The 16898-nt window shown below is 73.3% G+C and carries 14 protein-coding genes and 1 pseudogene; 10 read left to right on the top strand and 5 right to left on the bottom strand.

Features of this window, described 5'->3' with window-relative positions:
• Window positions 1-33: 33 nt before the first annotated feature.
• Window positions 34-2754 (top strand): DNA polymerase I, encoded by a 2721-nt coding sequence (gene polA / locus PV721_RS16615; RefSeq protein WP_319724843.1) that lies wholly within the window; start codon window positions 34-36, stop codon window positions 2752-2754.
• Between the two features lie 33 nt (window positions 2755-2787).
• On the opposite strand, the gene PV721_RS16610 is transcribed toward polA, so the two are convergent.
• The gene (locus PV721_RS16610) at window positions 2788-3639 is read right to left on the bottom strand and encodes a DUF4184 family protein (RefSeq protein WP_319724841.1); all 852 of its coding nucleotides are present in this window, start codon (window positions 3637-3639) and stop codon (window positions 2788-2790) included.
• A gap of 208 nt (window positions 3640-3847) precedes the next feature.
• On the opposite strand from PV721_RS16610, the gene PV721_RS16605 reads away from it, so the two are divergent.
• The 3 genes from PV721_RS16605 (at window position 3848) to PV721_RS16595 (ending at window position 6409) form a co-directional block, all read left to right on the top strand.
• Window positions 3848-5107 (top strand): lytic transglycosylase domain-containing protein, encoded by a 1260-nt coding sequence (locus tag PV721_RS16605; protein WP_319724840.1) that lies wholly within the window; start codon window positions 3848-3850, stop codon window positions 5105-5107.
• Window positions 5108-5273: 166 nt separating this feature from the next.
• On the top strand, window positions 5274-5414 hold the full coding sequence (locus tag PV721_RS16600) for an SPW_0924 family protein (protein ID WP_319724839.1): 141 nt from the start codon (window positions 5274-5276) through the stop codon (window positions 5412-5414).
• 14 nt (window positions 5415-5428) lie between these two features.
• On the top strand, window positions 5429-6409 hold the full coding sequence (locus PV721_RS16595; protein ID WP_319724837.1) for a DUF3068 domain-containing protein: 981 nt from the start codon (window positions 5429-5431) through the stop codon (window positions 6407-6409).
• Here PV721_RS16595 and hrpB read toward each other — a convergent pair.
• Window positions 6399-8945, bottom strand: coding sequence for an ATP-dependent helicase HrpB (hrpB, locus tag PV721_RS16590; protein WP_319724835.1), 2547 nt, complete (start codon window positions 8943-8945; stop codon window positions 6399-6401). The genes PV721_RS16595 and hrpB overlap by 11 nt on opposite strands.
• Before the next feature lie 4 nt (window positions 8946-8949).
• A complete protein-coding gene (locus PV721_RS16585) occupies window positions 8950-9744 on the bottom strand; it encodes a class I SAM-dependent methyltransferase (protein ID WP_319724875.1) in 795 nt (264 codons plus the stop codon).
• A 406-nt stretch (window positions 9745-10150) separates the two neighbouring features.
• On the opposite strand from PV721_RS16585, the gene rpsA reads away from it, so the two are divergent.
• The 4 genes from rpsA to PV721_RS16565 all read left to right on the top strand — a co-directional run bounded on the left by rpsA (window position 10151) and on the right by PV721_RS16565 (window position 13950).
• Entirely contained in the window at window positions 10151-11659 is a 1509-nt protein-coding gene (gene rpsA / locus PV721_RS16580; protein WP_030707101.1) for a 30S ribosomal protein S1, read from the top strand.
• Between the two features lie 242 nt (window positions 11660-11901).
• Complete coding sequence (locus PV721_RS16575) at window positions 11902-12840, top strand: PAC2 family protein (RefSeq protein ID WP_319724832.1); 939 nt, start codon at window positions 11902-11904, stop codon at window positions 12838-12840.
• Window positions 12841-12888: 48 nt separating this feature from the next.
• Window positions 12889-13497, top strand: a complete 609-nt coding sequence (gene coaE / locus PV721_RS16570) for a dephospho-CoA kinase (protein WP_319724830.1) — start codon at window positions 12889-12891, stop codon at window positions 13495-13497.
• 66 nt (window positions 13498-13563) lie between these two features.
• Window positions 13564-13950, top strand: a complete 387-nt coding sequence (locus PV721_RS16565) for a tetratricopeptide repeat protein (protein WP_319724828.1) — start codon at window positions 13564-13566, stop codon at window positions 13948-13950.
• 87 nt (window positions 13951-14037) lie between these two features.
• On the opposite strand, the gene PV721_RS16560 is transcribed toward PV721_RS16565, so the two are convergent.
• Window positions 14038-14298, bottom strand: coding sequence for a DUF6343 family protein (locus PV721_RS16560; protein ID WP_319724826.1), 261 nt, complete (start codon window positions 14296-14298; stop codon window positions 14038-14040).
• 62 nt (window positions 14299-14360) lie between these two features.
• The gene (locus PV721_RS16555) at window positions 14361-14978 is read right to left on the bottom strand and encodes a hypothetical protein (RefSeq protein ID WP_319724824.1); all 618 of its coding nucleotides are present in this window, start codon (window positions 14976-14978) and stop codon (window positions 14361-14363) included.
• Window positions 14979-15149: 171 nt separating this feature from the next.
• Between PV721_RS16555 and PV721_RS16550 the strand changes: the two genes are divergently transcribed.
• Both PV721_RS16550 and PV721_RS16545 read left to right on the top strand, forming a co-directional pair.
• Window positions 15150-16454 (top strand): helix-turn-helix transcriptional regulator, encoded by a 1305-nt coding sequence (locus PV721_RS16550; protein WP_319724822.1) that lies wholly within the window; start codon window positions 15150-15152, stop codon window positions 16452-16454.
• Window positions 16455-16559: 105 nt separating this feature from the next.
• Window positions 16560-16898 (top strand): annotated as a pseudogene (locus tag PV721_RS16545) (hypothetical protein); the annotation flags it as partial.

Genomic DNA, 16898 nt, shown 5'->3' with positions numbered 1-16898 from the left:
GTTTTGTCGGTGGGGGCGCCTAGGATCGGGGGCGTGGCAGAGACAGCATCGAAGAAGACCGACCAGACGACCGCAGCGGACCGCCCCCGCCTGATGCTCATGGACGGGCACTCCCTGGCGTACAGGGCGTTCTTCGCGCTGCCCGCGGAGAACTTCACGACCGCGACCGGCCAGCCGACCAATGCCATCTACGGCTTCGCGTCGATGCTGGCGAACACGCTGCGCGACGAGGCGCCCACGCACTTCGCGGTGGCGTTCGACGTCTCGCGCAAGACGTGGCGCTCGACGGAGTTCCCCGAGTACAAGGCGAACCGCTCCAAGACCCCCGACGAGTTCAAGGGCCAGGTCGAGCTGATCGGCGAGCTGCTCGACGCGATGCACGTGCCGCGGTTCGCGATCGACGGCTTCGAGGCCGACGACGTGATCGCGACCCTGGCGACGCAGGCCGAGGCCCTCGGCTTCGACGTGCTGATCGTCACCGGCGACCGGGACTCCTTCCAGCTGGTGTCCGAGCACACCACCGTGCTCTACCCGACCAAGGGAGTCTCCGAGCTCACCCGGTTCACGCCGGAGAAGGTCGAGGAGAAGTACGGGCTCACCCCCCAGCAGTACCCGGACTTCGCGGCCCTGCGCGGCGACCCGTCCGACAACCTGCCGGGCATCCCGGGCGTCGGCGAGAAGACCGCGGCCAAGTGGATCACCCAGTTCGGGTCGTTCGCGGAGCTCGTGGAGCGCGCCGAGGAGGTCAAGGGCAAGGCCGGGCAGAACTTCCGGGACCACCTGGAGGCCGTCAAGCTCAACCGGGTCCTGACCGAGATGGTCAAGGACGTGGAGCTGCCCAAGACCCCCGCCGACCTGGTGCGCGTCGCGTACGACCGGACCGCCGTGCTCGGCGTGCTGGACGTGCTGGAGATCCGCAACGCCTCGCTGCGCGAGCGGCTGCTCGCCGTGGACCCGGGCGCGGCCGAGGAGGAGCCCCCGGCTCCCGCGGCCGGTGTGGAGCTGGACGCCTCCGTACTGGGCACGGGCGAGCTGGCGCCGTGGCTGGAGGCCCACGCGGGCGGACCGCTGGGCATCGCGACCGTCGACAGCTGGGCGCTGGGCGCCGGCCGGATCACCGAGGTCGCGCTGGCCGCGGCGGGCGGGGCGGCAGCCTGGTTCGAGCCGCTCTCGCTGGACGAGGCCGACGAGGTGGCCTTCCGCGCCTGGGCCTCGGACGGGGCCCGCCCCAAGGTCGTGCACAACGCGAAGGCGCTGTGGCGGGTCTTCCCCGAGCACGGCTGGTCGCTGGCCGGCGTGGCCATGGACACCGCGCTCGCCGCGTACCTGGTCAAGCCGGGCCGCCGGTCCTTCGGCCTGGACGTCCTGTCCATGGAGTACCTGCACCGCGAGCTGGCCCCCGCCGCCGCCGACGGGCAGCTGGCCTTCGGCGCCGACGACACGGCCGAGGCCGAGGCGTTGATGGCGCAGGCCCGCGCGGTCCTCGACCTGGGCGACGCCTTCACCGACAAGCTCGCCGAGGTGGGTGCGGCCGAGCTGCTGCACGACATGGAGCTGCCGACCTCCGAGCTCCTCGCCCGGATGGAGCGGTCCGGCATCGCCGCCGACCGGGACCACCTGGAGGCGATGGAGCAGCAGTTCGCCGGCGCCGTGCAGCAGGCGGTGAAGGAGGCGCACGCGGCGGTCGGCCACGAGTTCAACCTCGGCTCGCCCAAGCAGCTCCAGGAGGTCTTCTTCGGCGAGCTGGACCTGCCGAAGACGAAGAAGACCAAGACCGGGTACACCACGGACGCGGACGCGCTGGCCTGGCTGGCCACCCAGACCGACCACGAACTGCCCGTGATCATGCTCCGGCACCGGGAGCAGGCCAAGCTGCGCGTCACCGTCGAGGGCCTGGTCAAGACCGTCGCCGCCGATGGCCGGGTGCACACCAGCTTCAGCCAGACCGTCGCCGCGACCGGCCGGCTGTCCTCCACCGACCCCAACCTGCAGAACGTGCCGGTGCGCACCGACGAGGGCCGGGCCATCCGCCGCGGCTTCGTCGTCGGCGAGGGCTTCGAGTCCCTCATGACGGCCGACTACAGCCAGATCGAGCTGCGCGTCATGGCCCACCTCTCCGAGGACGAGGGCCTGATCGAGGCCTTCGCGACCGGCGAGGACCTGCACACCACCGTCGCCTCCCAGGTGTTCGGCGTGGAGCGGTCCCAGGTCGACGCCGACATGCGCCGCAAGATCAAGGCCATGTCGTACGGCCTCGCGTACGGGCTGTCCGCCTTCGGTCTCGCCCAGCAGCTGAACATCGAGCCCGCCGAGGCGCGCGGCCTGATGGAGACCTTCTTCGAGCGCTTCGGCGGGGTCCGCGACTACCTGCAGCGCGTCGTGGACGAGGCCCGCGCCACCGGATACACGGCGACGGTCTTCGGCCGCCGCCGGTACCTGCCCGACCTCAACAGCGACAACCGCCAGCGCCGCGAGGCCGCCGAGCGGATGGCGCTCAACGCCCCGATCCAGGGCACGGCCGCCGACATCGTCAAGGTCGCGATGCTGCGCGTGGACAAGGCGATCACCGGAGCCGGCCTGCAGTCGCGGATGCTGCTGCAGGTCCACGACGAAATCGTGCTGGAGATCGCCCCGGGGGAGCGGAAGCAGGTCGAGGAGCTGGTGCGGCGCGAGATGGGCGCCGCCGTCGACCTCCGGGCCGCGCTGGACGTGTCCGTGGGCGTCGGGGCGGACTGGGAGTCCGCCGCGCACTGAGGCCCGCACGGCCAGGGCAGCGCCCGTCCCCGCTCAGCCGGTGGGGACGGGCGTCCGCGTTTCCTCGTCCGTACGGGCACGGTCGCCGCGGTGCCGCAGCCGTACGAACACCCCGTACAGCAGCAGGGCCACGGCGAGGCCGCCACCGGCGCCGAAGCAGACGGTCGGAATGATGTCGAGCGGCGTACGGATCCGGTCGAAGAAGGTGAAGAAGCGGATCACGCGCATCGTGACCCCGACCGCCACGCACCCCACGACCAGGGCGAGTGCGCCCCAGATCTCCGCCCGGCCGAGCACCGGCACGGACGCGGGGGCGGGGGAGGCGGGCAGCCGCCGCAGGGCGGTCACCGTGAACCAGAGCAGCGCGCAGGCCGCGACCGCCGAAGTGCCGTACTGCAGGTACGAGTAGAGGGGCAGGTCGAAGGCGAGGGGCTCTTCGAGCTCCGGCAGCGCGTTCGTTCCCCAGCGGTCGATGTGCGTGAAGCTGTCCCACACCACGTGCGTGAGGGAGCCGACGACGGCCGACGCGTAGAACCAGGCGGCGAGCGCGGGCAGTCGGCGTCCGCTCCAGTGTTCGCCGCGTACGAACGCATGGACACGGCCCCGCCAGCCGCGCGGCAGCAGCGCGATCAGCGGCTCGCGCAGCAGCAGCCAGCACCCCACGAGGGCGGCGGTGAGCACGGCGTCCAGGGTGAACACCCCCGGCAGGGAGTGCGTGAAGCTCCCGTAGGCCATGACGCCCTCGACGATCGCGTCCGTGAAGTAGAAGGTGTCCGGCGCGAACGACCCGAGGACCAGGGCCGAGGCGACGAGGGGGCCGCGCGCACGCCCGGTCCGGCGGATGGCCGGAAGTACGGCGGCCGCATGGCTGAGAGTGAACGGCATGACACCTCTCCTGGACGTTCTCGTGGACGTTCTTGCGGACGTTCTCGTGGATGTTCCTTACTTCGGGCCAATGCGCCCGAAGGGTCCCGACAGTATGCGTGACCTGCAAACGGACGTGGCGATGTGGTGAATTCCGGCCCACTGTCCGTGCCCCTTGCAGGGAGTTGACGTATGGTCACGCGGACGTCGAGGGGGAGGGGTCCGGCTCATGTCGGCTCGAATAATCGGACGCAGGCTGCGCAAGGGGGCGGCAGCCGCCCTGGTCTCCGCGCTGGTGGCCGCGGCGCTGACCGCTTCGCAGGGGCCGGCGGGCGCCGGGGAGGACCGGACGGCCGCGATCGGTGCGGGCGCACCGGCCCTCCCGTCGGAGGCGAGCGGCGGCGACACCGCCTACTTCACCGAACTCCCGCCACTGGTGAGCCCGGAGCCGCCGGCCGTGGTGCTGACGGACGAGGCGCAGTCGGCGCAGCCGCAGGCACCGCAGACGGCGCCGGCAGCGGTGCTCGTCGGAACCGGACCGGCCGAAGGGGCGCAGGGGATACCGGCGAGCGTGCTCGCGGCCTACCTGCGGGCGGAGAAGACGGTGGGGCAGAGCGACCCCGGATGCGGACTGCGCTGGCAACTCCTCGCGGCGATCGGCAAGGTGGAGTCCGGTCAGGCACGAGGCGGCCGGGTCGACGCGGCCGGGACCACCCTGCGACCGATCCTGGGGCCGGTGCTCGACGGCAACGGCTTCGCGAACATCTCGGACACGGACGGCGGGGCCTACGACGGGGACGCCCGGTACGACCGGGCGGTCGGGCCGATGCAGTTCATCCCCTCCACGTGGGCGGCATGGGGCCAGGATGCGGACGGCGACGGCCGGCGCAACCCGAACAACGTGCACGACGCGGCCCTCGCCGCCGGACGGTACCTGTGCGCGGGAACCCGGGACCTGCGGACGGACGCGGACCTGGACCGGGCGGTGCTCTCCTACAACCGGTCCACGGAGTACCTGCGGACGGTCCGGTCCTGGTTCACGTACTACCTCAAGGGCGCGCACGAGGTCCCGGACAGCGCCGGTACGGGAGCGGGCACGCCCCCGGCGCCGACACCGAAGCCCACGCCCACGCCGAAGCCCACACCCACGCCCACGCCGCAGCCCACACCCACGCCCACGCCGCAGCCCACACCCACGCCGACACCCACCCCTAGCCCGACGCCGGATCCGAAGCCCACGCCGACACCTACCCCGACGCCGGACCCGAGGCCCACGCCGACGCCGACGCCGGATCCGAAGCCGACGCCTACGCCGACCCCCACTCCCACTCCCACTCCCACGCCGACGCCGTCGGGGTCGCCCACGCCGACCCCCAAGCCCTCGCCCACGAGCACCACGCCCCCGAAGGCGAGCCCGGCGCCGAAGCCCACGCCGTCCCCGTCCGTGTCGCCGTCCTCCACCCCGGAGCCGACCCGGCCGGGCGCCTGACGGCCCACGGGAAACCCCGGCGTGGCCGGACGCCCCCCCCGGCATGCGACTCGATCGCAGGTCAGGGGGCGTTTCCCGTGATCCGTCGTGCAGACGGTTCTCATCTCGCCCCCGCATTGCTACGGTGCCTCCGCCCTGACGCCCTATCAGATTCCGGAGGCCCGGCATGCGCGCATTCACAGCCGCCGCCAGCGGGCTCGTCCTCGCGGTACTCCTCGTCCTCGCCGTCACGGCGTTCGGGGCGCCCGAGGGCGAGACCTCACCCAGGCCCCTGCTCACCACCGCGCCCCCCGCGCCCGGAAAGTAGAGGAGGGCCCGGCCGTGCGACGCAGAGCGAGCCTTGTCCTGCTGGCCCTAGCCGTGTTCTGCGCAGCCCTCGCGCCGCTGCTGCGCTGGTACGCGTACCCCCGCCTCGCCAAGATCCCGCCGAGCCAGTACCAGGAGATGGTCCTGGAGGCGAAGGACGCGACCCTCCTCGACTACACCGGCGGCATGCAGCCCAAGAAGGTCGACAAGGTCACGATCGTCCAGACCCTCAAGGGCAACGTGGAGGCGTCGAAGGAGATCGAGTCGAGCGCGGGCACGGACGTCGTCGTCTGGGACACGCTGTCCTACATCATCGGGCCCGACGGAAAGATGGTCTCCCAGATCCCCGAGCGCTACATCTTCGACGCCCACACCCAGGACCCGGTGCACGCCACCGGGGAGATGGTCGACGGAGACGCCGTCAAGCGCGAGGGCATCGAGTTCAAGTGGCCGTTCTTCACCGAGCCGCGCGACTACCTGTACTTCGACGCGCAGACCCGCACCTCCTCGCCGATCCACTACGTCGGACCGCGCACCTTCAGGGGCATGGACGTCTACTACTTCGAGCAGACGATCCCCTGGACCAAGGTCGCCATGCCGAAGAAGATGCCGATCGAGGGCATCGACCCGTCGACGATCGAGGCCGCCACCGGAACCACCCTCTGGTACACCGCCAAGGTGAGGTTCTGGGTCGACCCGGTGACCGGGGCGCCGGTCAACGCCGAGCAGGACATCCAGCAGGAGATGCGGGGCGGCGTCGCGGCGGGCGGCCCCGACGGCAAGCTCACCGCCTTCGCCGGGCACGTGACGATGCGCGAGGACTACGCCGACTACACCCTCGACCTGGTCAGGTCGAACCGGATGAAGGTCCTCGCACTGCACACCTACGCGCCCGTCGGCCTCGCCGGCGGCGGGCTCGCCCTGCTGGGGCTGGCGCTGTGGCTGGAGGCCCGCGGCCGCCGGGTGCGGGAAGAAGGGGAAGGCGTCAGCGCCTGAGCCGGGCGTTCGTATGGCGGGTGGGCTCGGCGGTGGCCGGGTCCTCCGGCCAGGGGTGCTTGGGGTAGCGGCCGCGCAGCTCGGCGCGGACGGCGCGGTAGCCGCCCTGCCAGAAGGAGGCGAGGTCGGCGGTGACGGCGGCGGGCCGTCCGGCGGGCGACAGCAGGTGCACCAGAACCGGCACACCGGCCACTTTCGGGGTCTCGGCCAGCCCGAACAGCTCCTGGAGCTTCACCGCGAGCACCGGCTGCCCGTGCTCGGCGGAGTAGTCCAGCCGGATCCGGGATCCGCTGGGCACCTCCAGCCGTTCCGGAGCCAGCTCGTCCAGGCGGGCGGCCTCACCGGTGGCCCACGGCAGCAGCCGGTTCAGCGCCTGCCCGGCGTCGATCCGCCCCAGGTCCACGCGGCGCCGGGCCCGCGACAGCTCGGGCTCCAGCCAGTCGTCGGCGCGGTCCAGCAGGGCGCCGTCCTCTTCCACGTCGGGCCACGCGCCGCCCAGCGTGCGGTGCAGGAAGCCCAGCCGGGCCCGAAGGGTCTGCGCGTCCGGGGACCAGCGCAGCAGGCCGAGGCCCTCGGCGCGGAGCCCGTCGAGCAGGGCGGCGCGTACGAGCGCCGGGTCGGGGGTGCGCAGCGGGCGCACGGCCAGCTCGACCGCCCCGAGCCGCTGCACCGCGCGGGCGATCAGGTCCCCGTCCTCCCAGTGCACCTCTTCGCCCTCGGTCCGCAGGTGGGCGGCGGCGGACAGGGCGGTGTCCTCGTCGATGACCGCGGCCAGCCGGATCCGCGCGGAGGCGGAGTGCGGGGGCCTGTCGGCGACGGCCACGGCCAGCCAGGGCGCCTGGCGCAGGCCGGAGCCGTCGCCGAGCTCGGCCCCGGTCCCGGAGGCCATCAGGAAGGCCCCCGAGCCCTTGGCCTTCGCGACCCGCTCCGGAAACGCCAGGGCGGCGACGAGCCCGGCGGCGCCGTCGTCGGGCACAGCGCCGCTGGCGGGAAAGGGCGGGGTGGGGGAGGGCCCCGCAGGGTCCCGGACAGCCCGCTCCAGCCGCCGGACCTCCGCCTGCCACCGGGACGCGTAGCCGTCGCCGCCCCGCCGCGCCTGCCGCCAGGCACCGGCCAGGTCGTCCCCGTACTCGCGCGGCGGCTCCTCGCTGAGCAGGGCCACCAGCTCCGCCGCCCGCCGGGCACCGAGCGCGGCCGAGCCGTCCAGCAGGGCGCGGGCCAGCCGCGGGTGCAGCCCCAGCCGGGCCATCCGCAGACCGCGCGGGGTCGGCCGGCCGGCCCCGTCCACCGCGCCGACGGCCACCAGCACCTCCCGCGCCGCGGCCATCGCCCCGGCGGGCGGCGGGTCGAGCAGTGCCAGGCCGGCCGCGTCCGGGTCGCCCCAGCACGCCGCCTGCAACGCGAACTGCGCCAGGTCGGCGATGCGTATCTCCGGCGACGGGAACGCGGGCAGCCGGCCGTCCTCAGCCTCGGCCCAGCAGCGGTACACCGTGCCCGGCGCCTCGCGTCCGGACCGGCCCGCCCGCTGCCGCCCGGCCGCGCGGGAGGCCCGTACGGTCGCCAGCGCGCCCAGCCCCCGCGCGTGGTCCACCCGGGGCTCGCGGGCCAGACCCGAGTCCACCACCACCCGTACCCCGGGAACGGTCAGGCTCGACTCCGCCACCGCGGTGGAAAGGATCACCCGGCGGTGGTCCGAGGCCGTCAGCGCCGCGTCCTGCACGGCCGCCGGGGCCCGGCCGTGGACCTGCAGCACCTCCGCGTCCACGCCGCCCAGCTGCCCGGCGACGCGGGCGATCTCGCCGACGCCGGGCAGGAAGCACAGGACGTCGCCGTCGCGCTCCGCCAGGGCCCGCCGCACCACCGAGGCCACGTGCGTCAGCTGCGCCGGATCCACCCGCATCCCGTGCGGGGGCCGCACCGGCCGGACCGGCGGAGCCCACACCGTCTCCACCGGGTACGAGATCCCCGCGGCCTCCACCACCGGCGCGTCGCCGGGACCGCCGCGGCCCAGGACGCGCGCCCACCCGGCGGCGTCGGTCGTCGCCGAGGCCGCCACGAGCCGGAGCTCCGGCCGCAGGGTCTCCCGTACGTCGAGGAGGAAGGCGGCGACCGTGTCGGCGTCCAGGTGCCGCTCGTGGCACTCGTCCAGGACCACCAGGTCCACGCCGGCCAGCTCCTGGTCGCGCTGGAGCCGCTGGAGCAGTACCCCGGTGGTGACCACCTCCACCACCGTGCCGGGACCGGCCACCCGCTCCCCGCGCACCGTGAAGCCGACCGAGCCGCCGACGGCCTCGCCCAGCAGCCAGGCCATGCGCCGGGCCGCGGCCCGGGCGGCGATCCGCCGCGGCTCGGCGACCACCACCCGGCGCCGGGGTCCGCCGCCCACCAGCCCCGCCAGCACGAGCGGCACCAGCGTGGTCTTGCCGGTGCCGGGCGGGGCGCAGAGCACCGCGACGCCGTGGCCGTCCAGCGCGGAGACCAGCGCGGGCACGGCCTCTCTTACGGGGAGGGCGTCGAGGGCGGCCTGGCGGATCAAGGGATCAGGCCCTCTCGCACACGAAGATCGCGGTGCCCGGGATCAGGTTGCCGCGCAGCGGGGACCAGCCGCCCCACTCCTGGCTGTTCCATCCGGGCCACTCCGGCTCGACCAGGTCGACCAGGCGGAAGCCGCCCGCCACCACGTCGCGGACCCGGTCGCCGAGGGTGCGGTGGTGCTCGACGTACACCGCGCGCCCCTGCTCGTCCTGCTCCACGTACGGGGTTCGGTCGAAGTAGGAGGCGGCGACGGACAGCCCCTCGGGGCCGGGCTCGTCGGGGAAGGCCCAGCGGATGGGGTGCGTGACGGAGAAGACCCAGCGGCCGCCGGGGCGCAGGACGCGGTGCACCTCGCGCATGACGTTGACCGGGTCGGCGACGAAGGGGACGGCGCCGTAGGCGGAGCAGGCGAGGTCGAAGGAGCCGTCGCGGAAGGGGAGCCTTCCGGCATCGGCCTCGACCAGCGGGACGTCCTCGCCGATGCGCAGGGCGTGCTGGAGCTGGCGGTGGGAGAGGTCGAGGGCCACCGGGCGGGCGCCCTGCGCGGCCAGCCAGCGCGAACACTGGGCGGCGCCGGCGCCGATCTCCAGGACGTCCTTGTCCTTGAGGGAGCCGGCGGGGCCGAGGAGGGCCGCCTCCGCCTCGTCCAGTCCCTCGGGGCCCCAGACGAAGCGGTCGTCGCCGAGGAAGGCGCCGTGCTCGCTCTGGTACTCGTCGGCGTTGCGGTCCCACCAGCCGCGGCTCGCCCGGCTGCTCTCCGCTTCACCTGCGTCACGCCGCGTGGCCTCGGCGTCCTCCATGGACCCCGGATCGGCTTCGTGAGCCTCTTCGGGGGCGTAGTCCTCTTGGTTCATGGGGCCCGTCGTCGTAGTCTGCGAGTGTCTTCGAATGTGGCAGGAAGTGCCAGGAAGGCCTCCCCGCCCACGAATTGTGCCGGTTATGCGGGGATCCGCCCGGGGTGTGCGCCTTCGCGCATTGACCCTGTCCGGCTGCCCCCGTATGCTACAAGTTGCGCTGCGAGCCTGTGCTCCTCAGACCTAGCAGGCTGCGCTTGCATCTGTTGATGTCCCCTCGGTTTTCGAGGCCCCGCCGCTCTTCTGCGGATCGGGGGCCTCCTTGGCTGTCCGGTCTTCGGTGGATGCCGATAAGGGCTCCCGGCGTAGCAGTACCTACGACTTTCTGTCCGTAACCGGAGCCCTTTCCCACATGACGAGCAGCACCGAGACCACCGCCACCACTCCGCAGGTAGCGGTCAACGACATCGGCGACGCGGACGCGTTCCTCGCGGCGATCGACGAGACGATCAAGTACTTCAACGATGGCGACATCGTCGACGGCGTCATCGTCAAGGTTGACCGGGACGAGGTTCTCCTCGACATCGGTTACAAGACCGAAGGCGTCATCCCGAGCCGCGAGCTCTCGATCAAGCACGACGTCGACCCGAACGAGGTCGTCAAGGTCGGCGACGAGATCGAGGCCCTGGTTCTCCAGAAGGAGGACAAGGAAGGCCGCCTGATCCTCTCGAAGAAGCGCGCTCAGTACGAGCGTGCCTGGGGCACCATCGAGAAGATCAAGGAAGAAGACGGCATCGTCACCGGTACCGTCATCGAGGTCGTCAAGGGTGGTCTCATCCTCGACATCGGCCTCCGCGGCTTCCTGCCGGCCTCTCTCGTCGAGATGCGTCGCGTCCGCGACCTCCAGCCCTACGTGGGCAAGGAGCTCGAGGCGAAGATCATCGAGCTGGACAAGAACCGCAACAACGTGGTCCTGTCCCGCCGCGCCTGGCTCGAGCAGACCCAGTCCGAGGTTCGCCAGACGTTCCTCACCACCCTGCAGAAGGGTCAGGTCCGCTCCGGCGTCGTCTCCTCGATCGTCAACTTCGGTGCCTTCGTGGACCTGGGCGGCGTCGATGGTCTCGTGCACGTCTCCGAGCTGTCGTGGAAGCACATCGACCACCCGTCCGAGGTTGTCGAGGTCGGTCAGGAAGTCACCGTCGAGGTCCTCGACGTCGACATGGACCGCGAGCGCGTCTCCCTGTCGCTGAAGGCGACGCAGGAGGACCCGTGGCAGCAGTTCGCCCGGACCCACCAGATCGGTCAGGTCGTCCCGGGTAAGGTCACCAAGCTGGTTCCGTTCGGTGCGTTCGTCCGCGTGGACGAGGGCATCGAGGGTCTGGTCCACATCTCCGAGCTGGCCGAGCGCCACGTGGAGATCCCGGAGCAGGTCGTCCAGGTCAACGACGAGATCTTCGTCAAGGTCATCGACATCGACCTCGAGCGTCGCCGGATCTCGCTGTCCCTGAAGCAGGCCAACGAGTCCTTCGGTGCCGACCCGGCGTCGGTCGAATTCGACCCGACCCTGTACGGCATGGCCGCGTCCTACGACGACCAGGGCAACTACATCTACCCCGAGGGCTTCGACCCCGAGACCAACGACTGGCTCGAGGGCTACGAGAAGCAGCGCGAGGCCTGGGAGACCCAGTACGCCGAGGCGCAGCAGCGCTTCGAGCAGCACCAGGCCCAGGTCATCAAGAGCCGCGAGGCCGACGAGGCCGCTGCTGCCGAGGGCGCTGCCGCCCCGGCCGCCGGTGGCAACGCCGGTGCGGGCATCTCGGGTGGTTCGTACTCCTCGGAGTCGGACGAGACCTCCGGCGCCCTGGCGTCGGACGAGGCCCTGGCCGCGCTCCGCGAGAAGCTGGCCGGCGGCCAGAGCTGATCGCAGCGCGCATCACACTCCGGTGTGAGCAGAGCTGAGCTGAGTTGAACGGTGAGGCCCGTCCCCTTCGGGGGGCGGGCCTCACCGCGTTTCCCGCTGGAGCCGCTGGAGCCGCTGGAGCCGCTGGAGTGCCGCGGGACCGACGCTGATCCGTTGCGTTCCCGTGAATGCGGCCAACTGGGGAATGGTGGCGCCGTCTTGGACGTTCTGTGCAGAGAACGCGGCGAGGAGGAGTGGTGGCGGTGCTTGATCCACAGGGTTTGTACGAATGGGATGCCCAGGGCCTGGCGGTGGCCGACCTGGCGGTCGCCCAGGACTCGGCCGGGCTGGTCATGCTGTACCACTTCGAGGGGTACATCGACGCGGGTGAGGCCGGCGAGCAGATCGTCGAGCGCCTGCTGGACACCCTGCCCCACCAGGTGGTCGCCCGTTTCGACGCGGACCGGCTGGTGGACTACCGGGCACGCCGCCCGCTGCTGACCTTCCAGCGCGACCACTGGACGGAGTTCGAGGAGCCCCGGCTGGAGGTCCGGCTGGTCCAGGACGCCACCGGCGCGCCCTTCCTGCTGCTGTCCGGCCCGGAGCCGGACGTGGAGTGGGAGCGCTTCTCCGTCGCCGTCCGGCAGATCGTCGAGCGCCTCGGGGTCCGGCTCTCGGTCAACTTCCACGGCATCCCGATGGGCGTTCCGCACACCCGCCCCGTGGGCATCACCCCGCACGGCAACCGGACCGACCTCATGCCCGGCCACCGCAGCCCCTTCGACGAGGCGCAGGTCCCGGGCAGCGCGGAGTCCCTGGTGGAGTTCCGCCTGGCCCAGGCCGGGCACGACGTGCTGGGTGTCGCCGCGCACGTACCGCACTACGTCGCGCGCTCCCCGTACCCGGACGCCGCGCTGACGGTGCTGGAGGCGATCACGGCGGCGACCGGGCTGGTCCTGCCGGCCGTGGCGCACGCGCTGCGGACCGAGGCGCACCGCACGCAGACGGAGATCGACCGGCAGATCCGCGAGGGCGACGAGGAGCTGGTCAGCCTGGTGCAGGGGCTGGAGCACCAGTACGACGCCGCCGCCGGAGCCGAGACCCGGGGCAACATGATCGCCGAGCCTGCGGAGATTCCGTCGGCGGACGAGATCGGGCGCGAGTTCGAGCGGTTCCTGGCGGAGCGCGAGGGCGAGAACTGACGCCGACGGGCCTGTAGGGGCGCCGGGGGCGGGGTCTAGGCTGCGAGCATGCTGAAAGTGGGCCTGACGGGCGGAATCGGTGCTGGCAAGAGCGAGGTCTCGCGACTGCTGGCGGGGTACGGGGCGATCGTCGTCGACGCCGATCGGATCGCGCGCGAGGTCGTGGAGCCCGGTACGCCGGGGCTCGCGGCCGTCGTGGCGGCCTTCGGGGAGTCGGTGCTGACCGCCGAGGGGGTGCTGGACCGGCCGAAGCTCGGCTCCATCGTGTTCTCGGATCCGGCGAAGCTCCAGACACTCAACACGATCGTGCACCCGCTGGTCGGGGCCCGGTCCGCCGAACTGGAGGCCGCCGCCGGGGCCGACGCGATCGTGGTGCACGACGTACCGCTGCTCGCGGAGAACGGCCTGGCGCCGCTCTACGACCTGGTGGTCGTGGTGGACGCGGCGCCGACGACGCAGCTGGCGCGGCTGACGGCGCTGCGCGGGATGGCCGAGGAGGAGGCGCGGGCCCGGATGGCCGCGCAGGCCACGCGGGAGCAGCGGCTCGCGGTGGCGACCCTCGTGATCGACAACGACGGGCCCCTGGAGGCGCTGGAGCCGCAGGTGCGCAAGGCGTGGGAGGAGCTCACGGCGCGGGCGGCCGACGCCGCCGCCTGACGTGAGCATGGAATACCGGCAGGGGCGGGGGCGTTGAACGCGCCCGTAGAGGGAAGGATTCCGACCGTGTCCGAGACCACGCGCCCCACGCCGTCCAGCCCGGAAACCCACGTCATCGACTACCGGGCCGCCGAGCAGCTGCTGGCCGCACGCGACCCGCGCGGCGCGGTCAAGCTGCTCGACTCGGTCATAGCCGCCCACCCGGAGAACACGGCGGCGCGGCTGCTGCGGGCCCGGGCCTTCTTCGCCGCGGCCCAACTGCGTCCGGCGGAGCTGGAGTTCGAGCTGGTTCTGGAGCGGGAGCCGGACAACGCCTTCGCCCACTTCGCGCTGGGCCGTACCCATGAGCGCGCGGGCCGGCCCGATCAGGCGCGCAAGCACTTCCGCCTGGCCGCCGCCCTCGACCCGCAGCCGGACTACCTGGCGGCGGCCCGTTTCGACGACCAGGCCTGAGCCGACCGCCCACCGGCCGACCGATCACCGGCCGCCGGTCCACGGGCCGTCGCGCCACCGGCCGCCGGTCCCCCCGGGCCGCCTGGTTCACCGGTCGCGGGGCGGTTCGTACGGGGGGATGTCCCGGCCCGGCTGGTAGTGCGGCCCCTGCCGGATGTGGCGCACGATCATGGCCAGGTCCACGGTCACGATGACCGCCAAGGCCCCGCAGGCGGCCGCCCATCCGGGACGGCCCGCCAGCCAGAAGGCGGCCGTCCCGGCGGCGGCCCAGATCAGCCCCCAGACACCCAGCCAGAACCGCAGCCGCAGCGGGCTGCGCGCGGTCACCGGCTCATTTCCCGAACGCATGGCCATCGCCTCTCATGTCCATGGTCCCACTCCGGCCGGCCGGCGGCCGGGACGCGGCCCGGCTACGGATTGAGCTTGTTCACGGCCGTCGTGGTCGTCTTCTTGAACGCGGTGACCGGAGCCTGGGACAGGTTGCCCATCTCGCCCCACTTCACGACGGTCACCGTGGAGCCGTCGCGTCCGATCCCGTACAGGTGCACGCCAGGCTCCGAGTCGGGGATCGAGGTGTGGACCCCGTAGACGTGCGCGCCCTCCTCGACGGGGAGCGTTCCGTAGTCCTCCCAGGAGGCGGTACCGCCCGGGGTCGTCCGCAGCCAGTCGGCGGCGCAGGCCGCGACCGTGCGCTCGAGCGTGCCGACGAGCTTGGCGGCGGCTGAGGCCGAGGAGGACCGTACGGAGACCTGCACGGCGCCGGTGTCGAACTCGGTGCCGAAGGCGCGGTGCCAGCTGCCCGCTGCCGGAAGCACGCCGTCCAGGCAGAACGGCGCGAACTCGGGCAGCCCCTTGGTGACCTTGCCCGGGTACCAGGCCGAGCCGGGATGCGGCGGCAGGTCGGTGCCGGCAAGGAATCCGGGCGCGGTGGCGGCGGCGGCCGAGGTCGAGGTGGTGAGGACGAAGGCGGTCGCCGCGGCGACGAGCGCGGTGGCGAGGGTGGCGGCGGTGTCGGTGCGTCGGAACATGAACGTCTCCCCGTGAGTGGTTCGGTGTGCCTGACGAGCCTGTTCCCCGGGCCGACCGGCCGGCCACGGTTTGGGGCGAATTCGGGACGCTGGAACGGCCGTACGCACTGTCACCTGGGGGAACACCTCAGGCATGGAACGCAGTCACGGGACGCCGGACGGGGGCACGTGGTGAGCGAGGGCGAGAATTTCGCGCGGCTGATGCGGGAACTGAAGGAGCGCGGGGGGCTGAGCTACGGCGCCCTGGCGCGCCGCCTGCACACGAGTACGTCGACCTTGCACCGCTACTGCAACGGGGATGCGCTGCCGGCGGAGTTCGCGGTGGTGGACCGCTTCGCGCGGGCATGCGGGGCATCGCCGGGGGAGGCGGTGGACCTGCACCGGGCGTGGCTGCTGGCCGGTGCGCGGCGGCGCGCGGGGGCGCCACCGGGGCCGGGGCCGGAGTCGGAGCCGCGGCCGGAACCGGAGTCGGGGTCGGAGACCGCCGTCGTCGTCGTGGGGGAGCCGGCCGTCGTCGCGGAGCTCGCGGGCGGCAGGCCCTGGTACCGGAGGCGGGCGGCCGTGGTCACCGCCGCGGGGGTGGCGGCGGGCGCGGTGGCCGTGGCCCTGCTCGCGGCGGCCGGACCCGAGCCCCGTGCGCCGCGGGCCGGAGCCTGGACGGGGACGACGGGCACGGGGAGCGGGCCCGGGGCGGGTACGGCGGCGCCCGCGGCATCCGCAGGCGCCTCCGGAACGGAGTCCGCCCCTGCGCCGGCACCGGGGGCCACGAGCACAACGGAGCCCTCGTCGTCGCCCGGTGGTCCGGGTCCGGCGTCCGTCCCGCCCTCCGCGTCCCCACCGGTCGCGGCTCCGCCCCGGGCTCCGGCAGCGCCCCTGAAGGCCGCGGTCCGGTCGCACGTGTGGACCGCGGGCTGCGATCACGCCTACCTGGCCGAGCGGGGTCCGGGATCCGTGCCGCCGCCGCCCGTGGAGGCGGACGCGCCCGCCTGGGCATCGGCGCAGCGCGCCGTGCACGCCGGGAGGCAGATCGTGGAGGTCACCCTGCACGGCACGGGCCCGGGCGCCGTGGTCCTGGAGGACCTGCAGGTCCGCGTGTCGGGCCGCCGTACCCCGCCGGCCTGGAACGTCTACCAGATGTCGCAGGGCTGCGGCGGGTCACTCACCCCGGCCGCCTTCGCCGTCAATCTGGACGCGCCGCGCCCGCTGGCCCGCCCGGTCGCCGGGAACGACGCCGGGGGCACGCTGCCGGCCCCCGCCTTCCCGATGCGCGTCTCGGCGGCCGAACCGGTCGTCCTGCGAGTGGAGGCGGTGACGACCGGCTGCGACTGCGACTGGTCCCTCGACCTCCGGTGGTCCGCCCCGTCCGGCTCGGGCACCCTCCGCATCGACGACGACGGCCGGCCGCTGCGCACGAGCGCGGCCCCCGGCCGGCCGGTGTACGGGTACGCGGCGGACCAGGGTCGCTGGGGGCGGTGATCCGCAGGTCAGGGGCGTTGTCGGTGGCCGCGCCTAGACTCGTCGGCAGAGCGGATCAGCAGATCCGCGAGCGCATCGACGGGAGAGGCGGGGGAGGGGGACACCGTGACACCGCAGCCGAAGCCGCAGCCGCAGCCTTCCGGGCAGGCTTCCGCGCAGGCTTCCGCGCAGGCCTCCGGGCAGGCCTCCGGGCAGGCCTCCGTGCTGCTGCGCCACGCCGCCGTCTTCCTGCCGGCCGCCGTCCCCCGCCAGGGACGGGTCGCCTTCTGGGCTCCCGACGGGGACGCCCTGCCCGAGGCGGGTACGCCGGCGCCGCTCACCGTCGTACGCCCGCACGGCGACGGCGTCCGCAGCCGGACCGTGCCCGCCGTGACCTTCTCCGTCGCCGCCGCCCTGCCCCTGCTCGCGCGGGCCCCCAGGCGCGGGTGGCGGGGTGCGCGGCGG

The organism is Streptomyces sp. MB09-01 (genome assembly GCF_033794505.1).
Taxonomy (GTDB): domain Bacteria; phylum Actinomycetota; class Actinomycetes; order Streptomycetales; family Streptomycetaceae; genus Streptomyces.
This window is presented reverse-complemented; position numbering and strand designations above follow the sequence as displayed.

Excerpts from the sequence above, each read along its gene's own strand:
- coaE (WP_319724830.1), top strand. The coding sequence starts at position 12,889 with ATGCTGAAAGTGGGCCTGACGGGCGGAATCGGTGCTGGCAAGAGCGAG.
- PV721_RS16560 (WP_319724826.1), bottom strand. The coding sequence starts at position 14,298 with ATGCGTTCGGGAAATGAGCCGGTGACCGCGCGCAGCCCGCTGCGGCTG.
- PV721_RS16610 (WP_319724841.1), bottom strand. The coding sequence starts at position 3,639 with ATGCCGTTCACTCTCAGCCATGCGGCCGCCGTACTTCCGGCCATCCGC.
- PV721_RS16555 (WP_319724824.1), bottom strand. The coding sequence starts at position 14,978 with ATGTTCCGACGCACCGACACCGCCGCCACCCTCGCCACCGCGCTCGTC.
- PV721_RS16600 (WP_319724839.1), top strand. The coding sequence starts at position 5,274 with ATGCGCGCATTCACAGCCGCCGCCAGCGGGCTCGTCCTCGCGGTACTC.
- PV721_RS16605 (WP_319724840.1), top strand. The coding sequence starts at position 3,848 with ATGTCGGCTCGAATAATCGGACGCAGGCTGCGCAAGGGGGCGGCAGCC.
- PV721_RS16585 (WP_319724875.1), bottom strand. The coding sequence starts at position 9,744 with ATGGAGGACGCCGAGGCCACGCGGCGTGACGCAGGTGAAGCGGAGAGC.
- rpsA (WP_030707101.1), top strand. The coding sequence starts at position 10,151 with ATGACGAGCAGCACCGAGACCACCGCCACCACTCCGCAGGTAGCGGTC.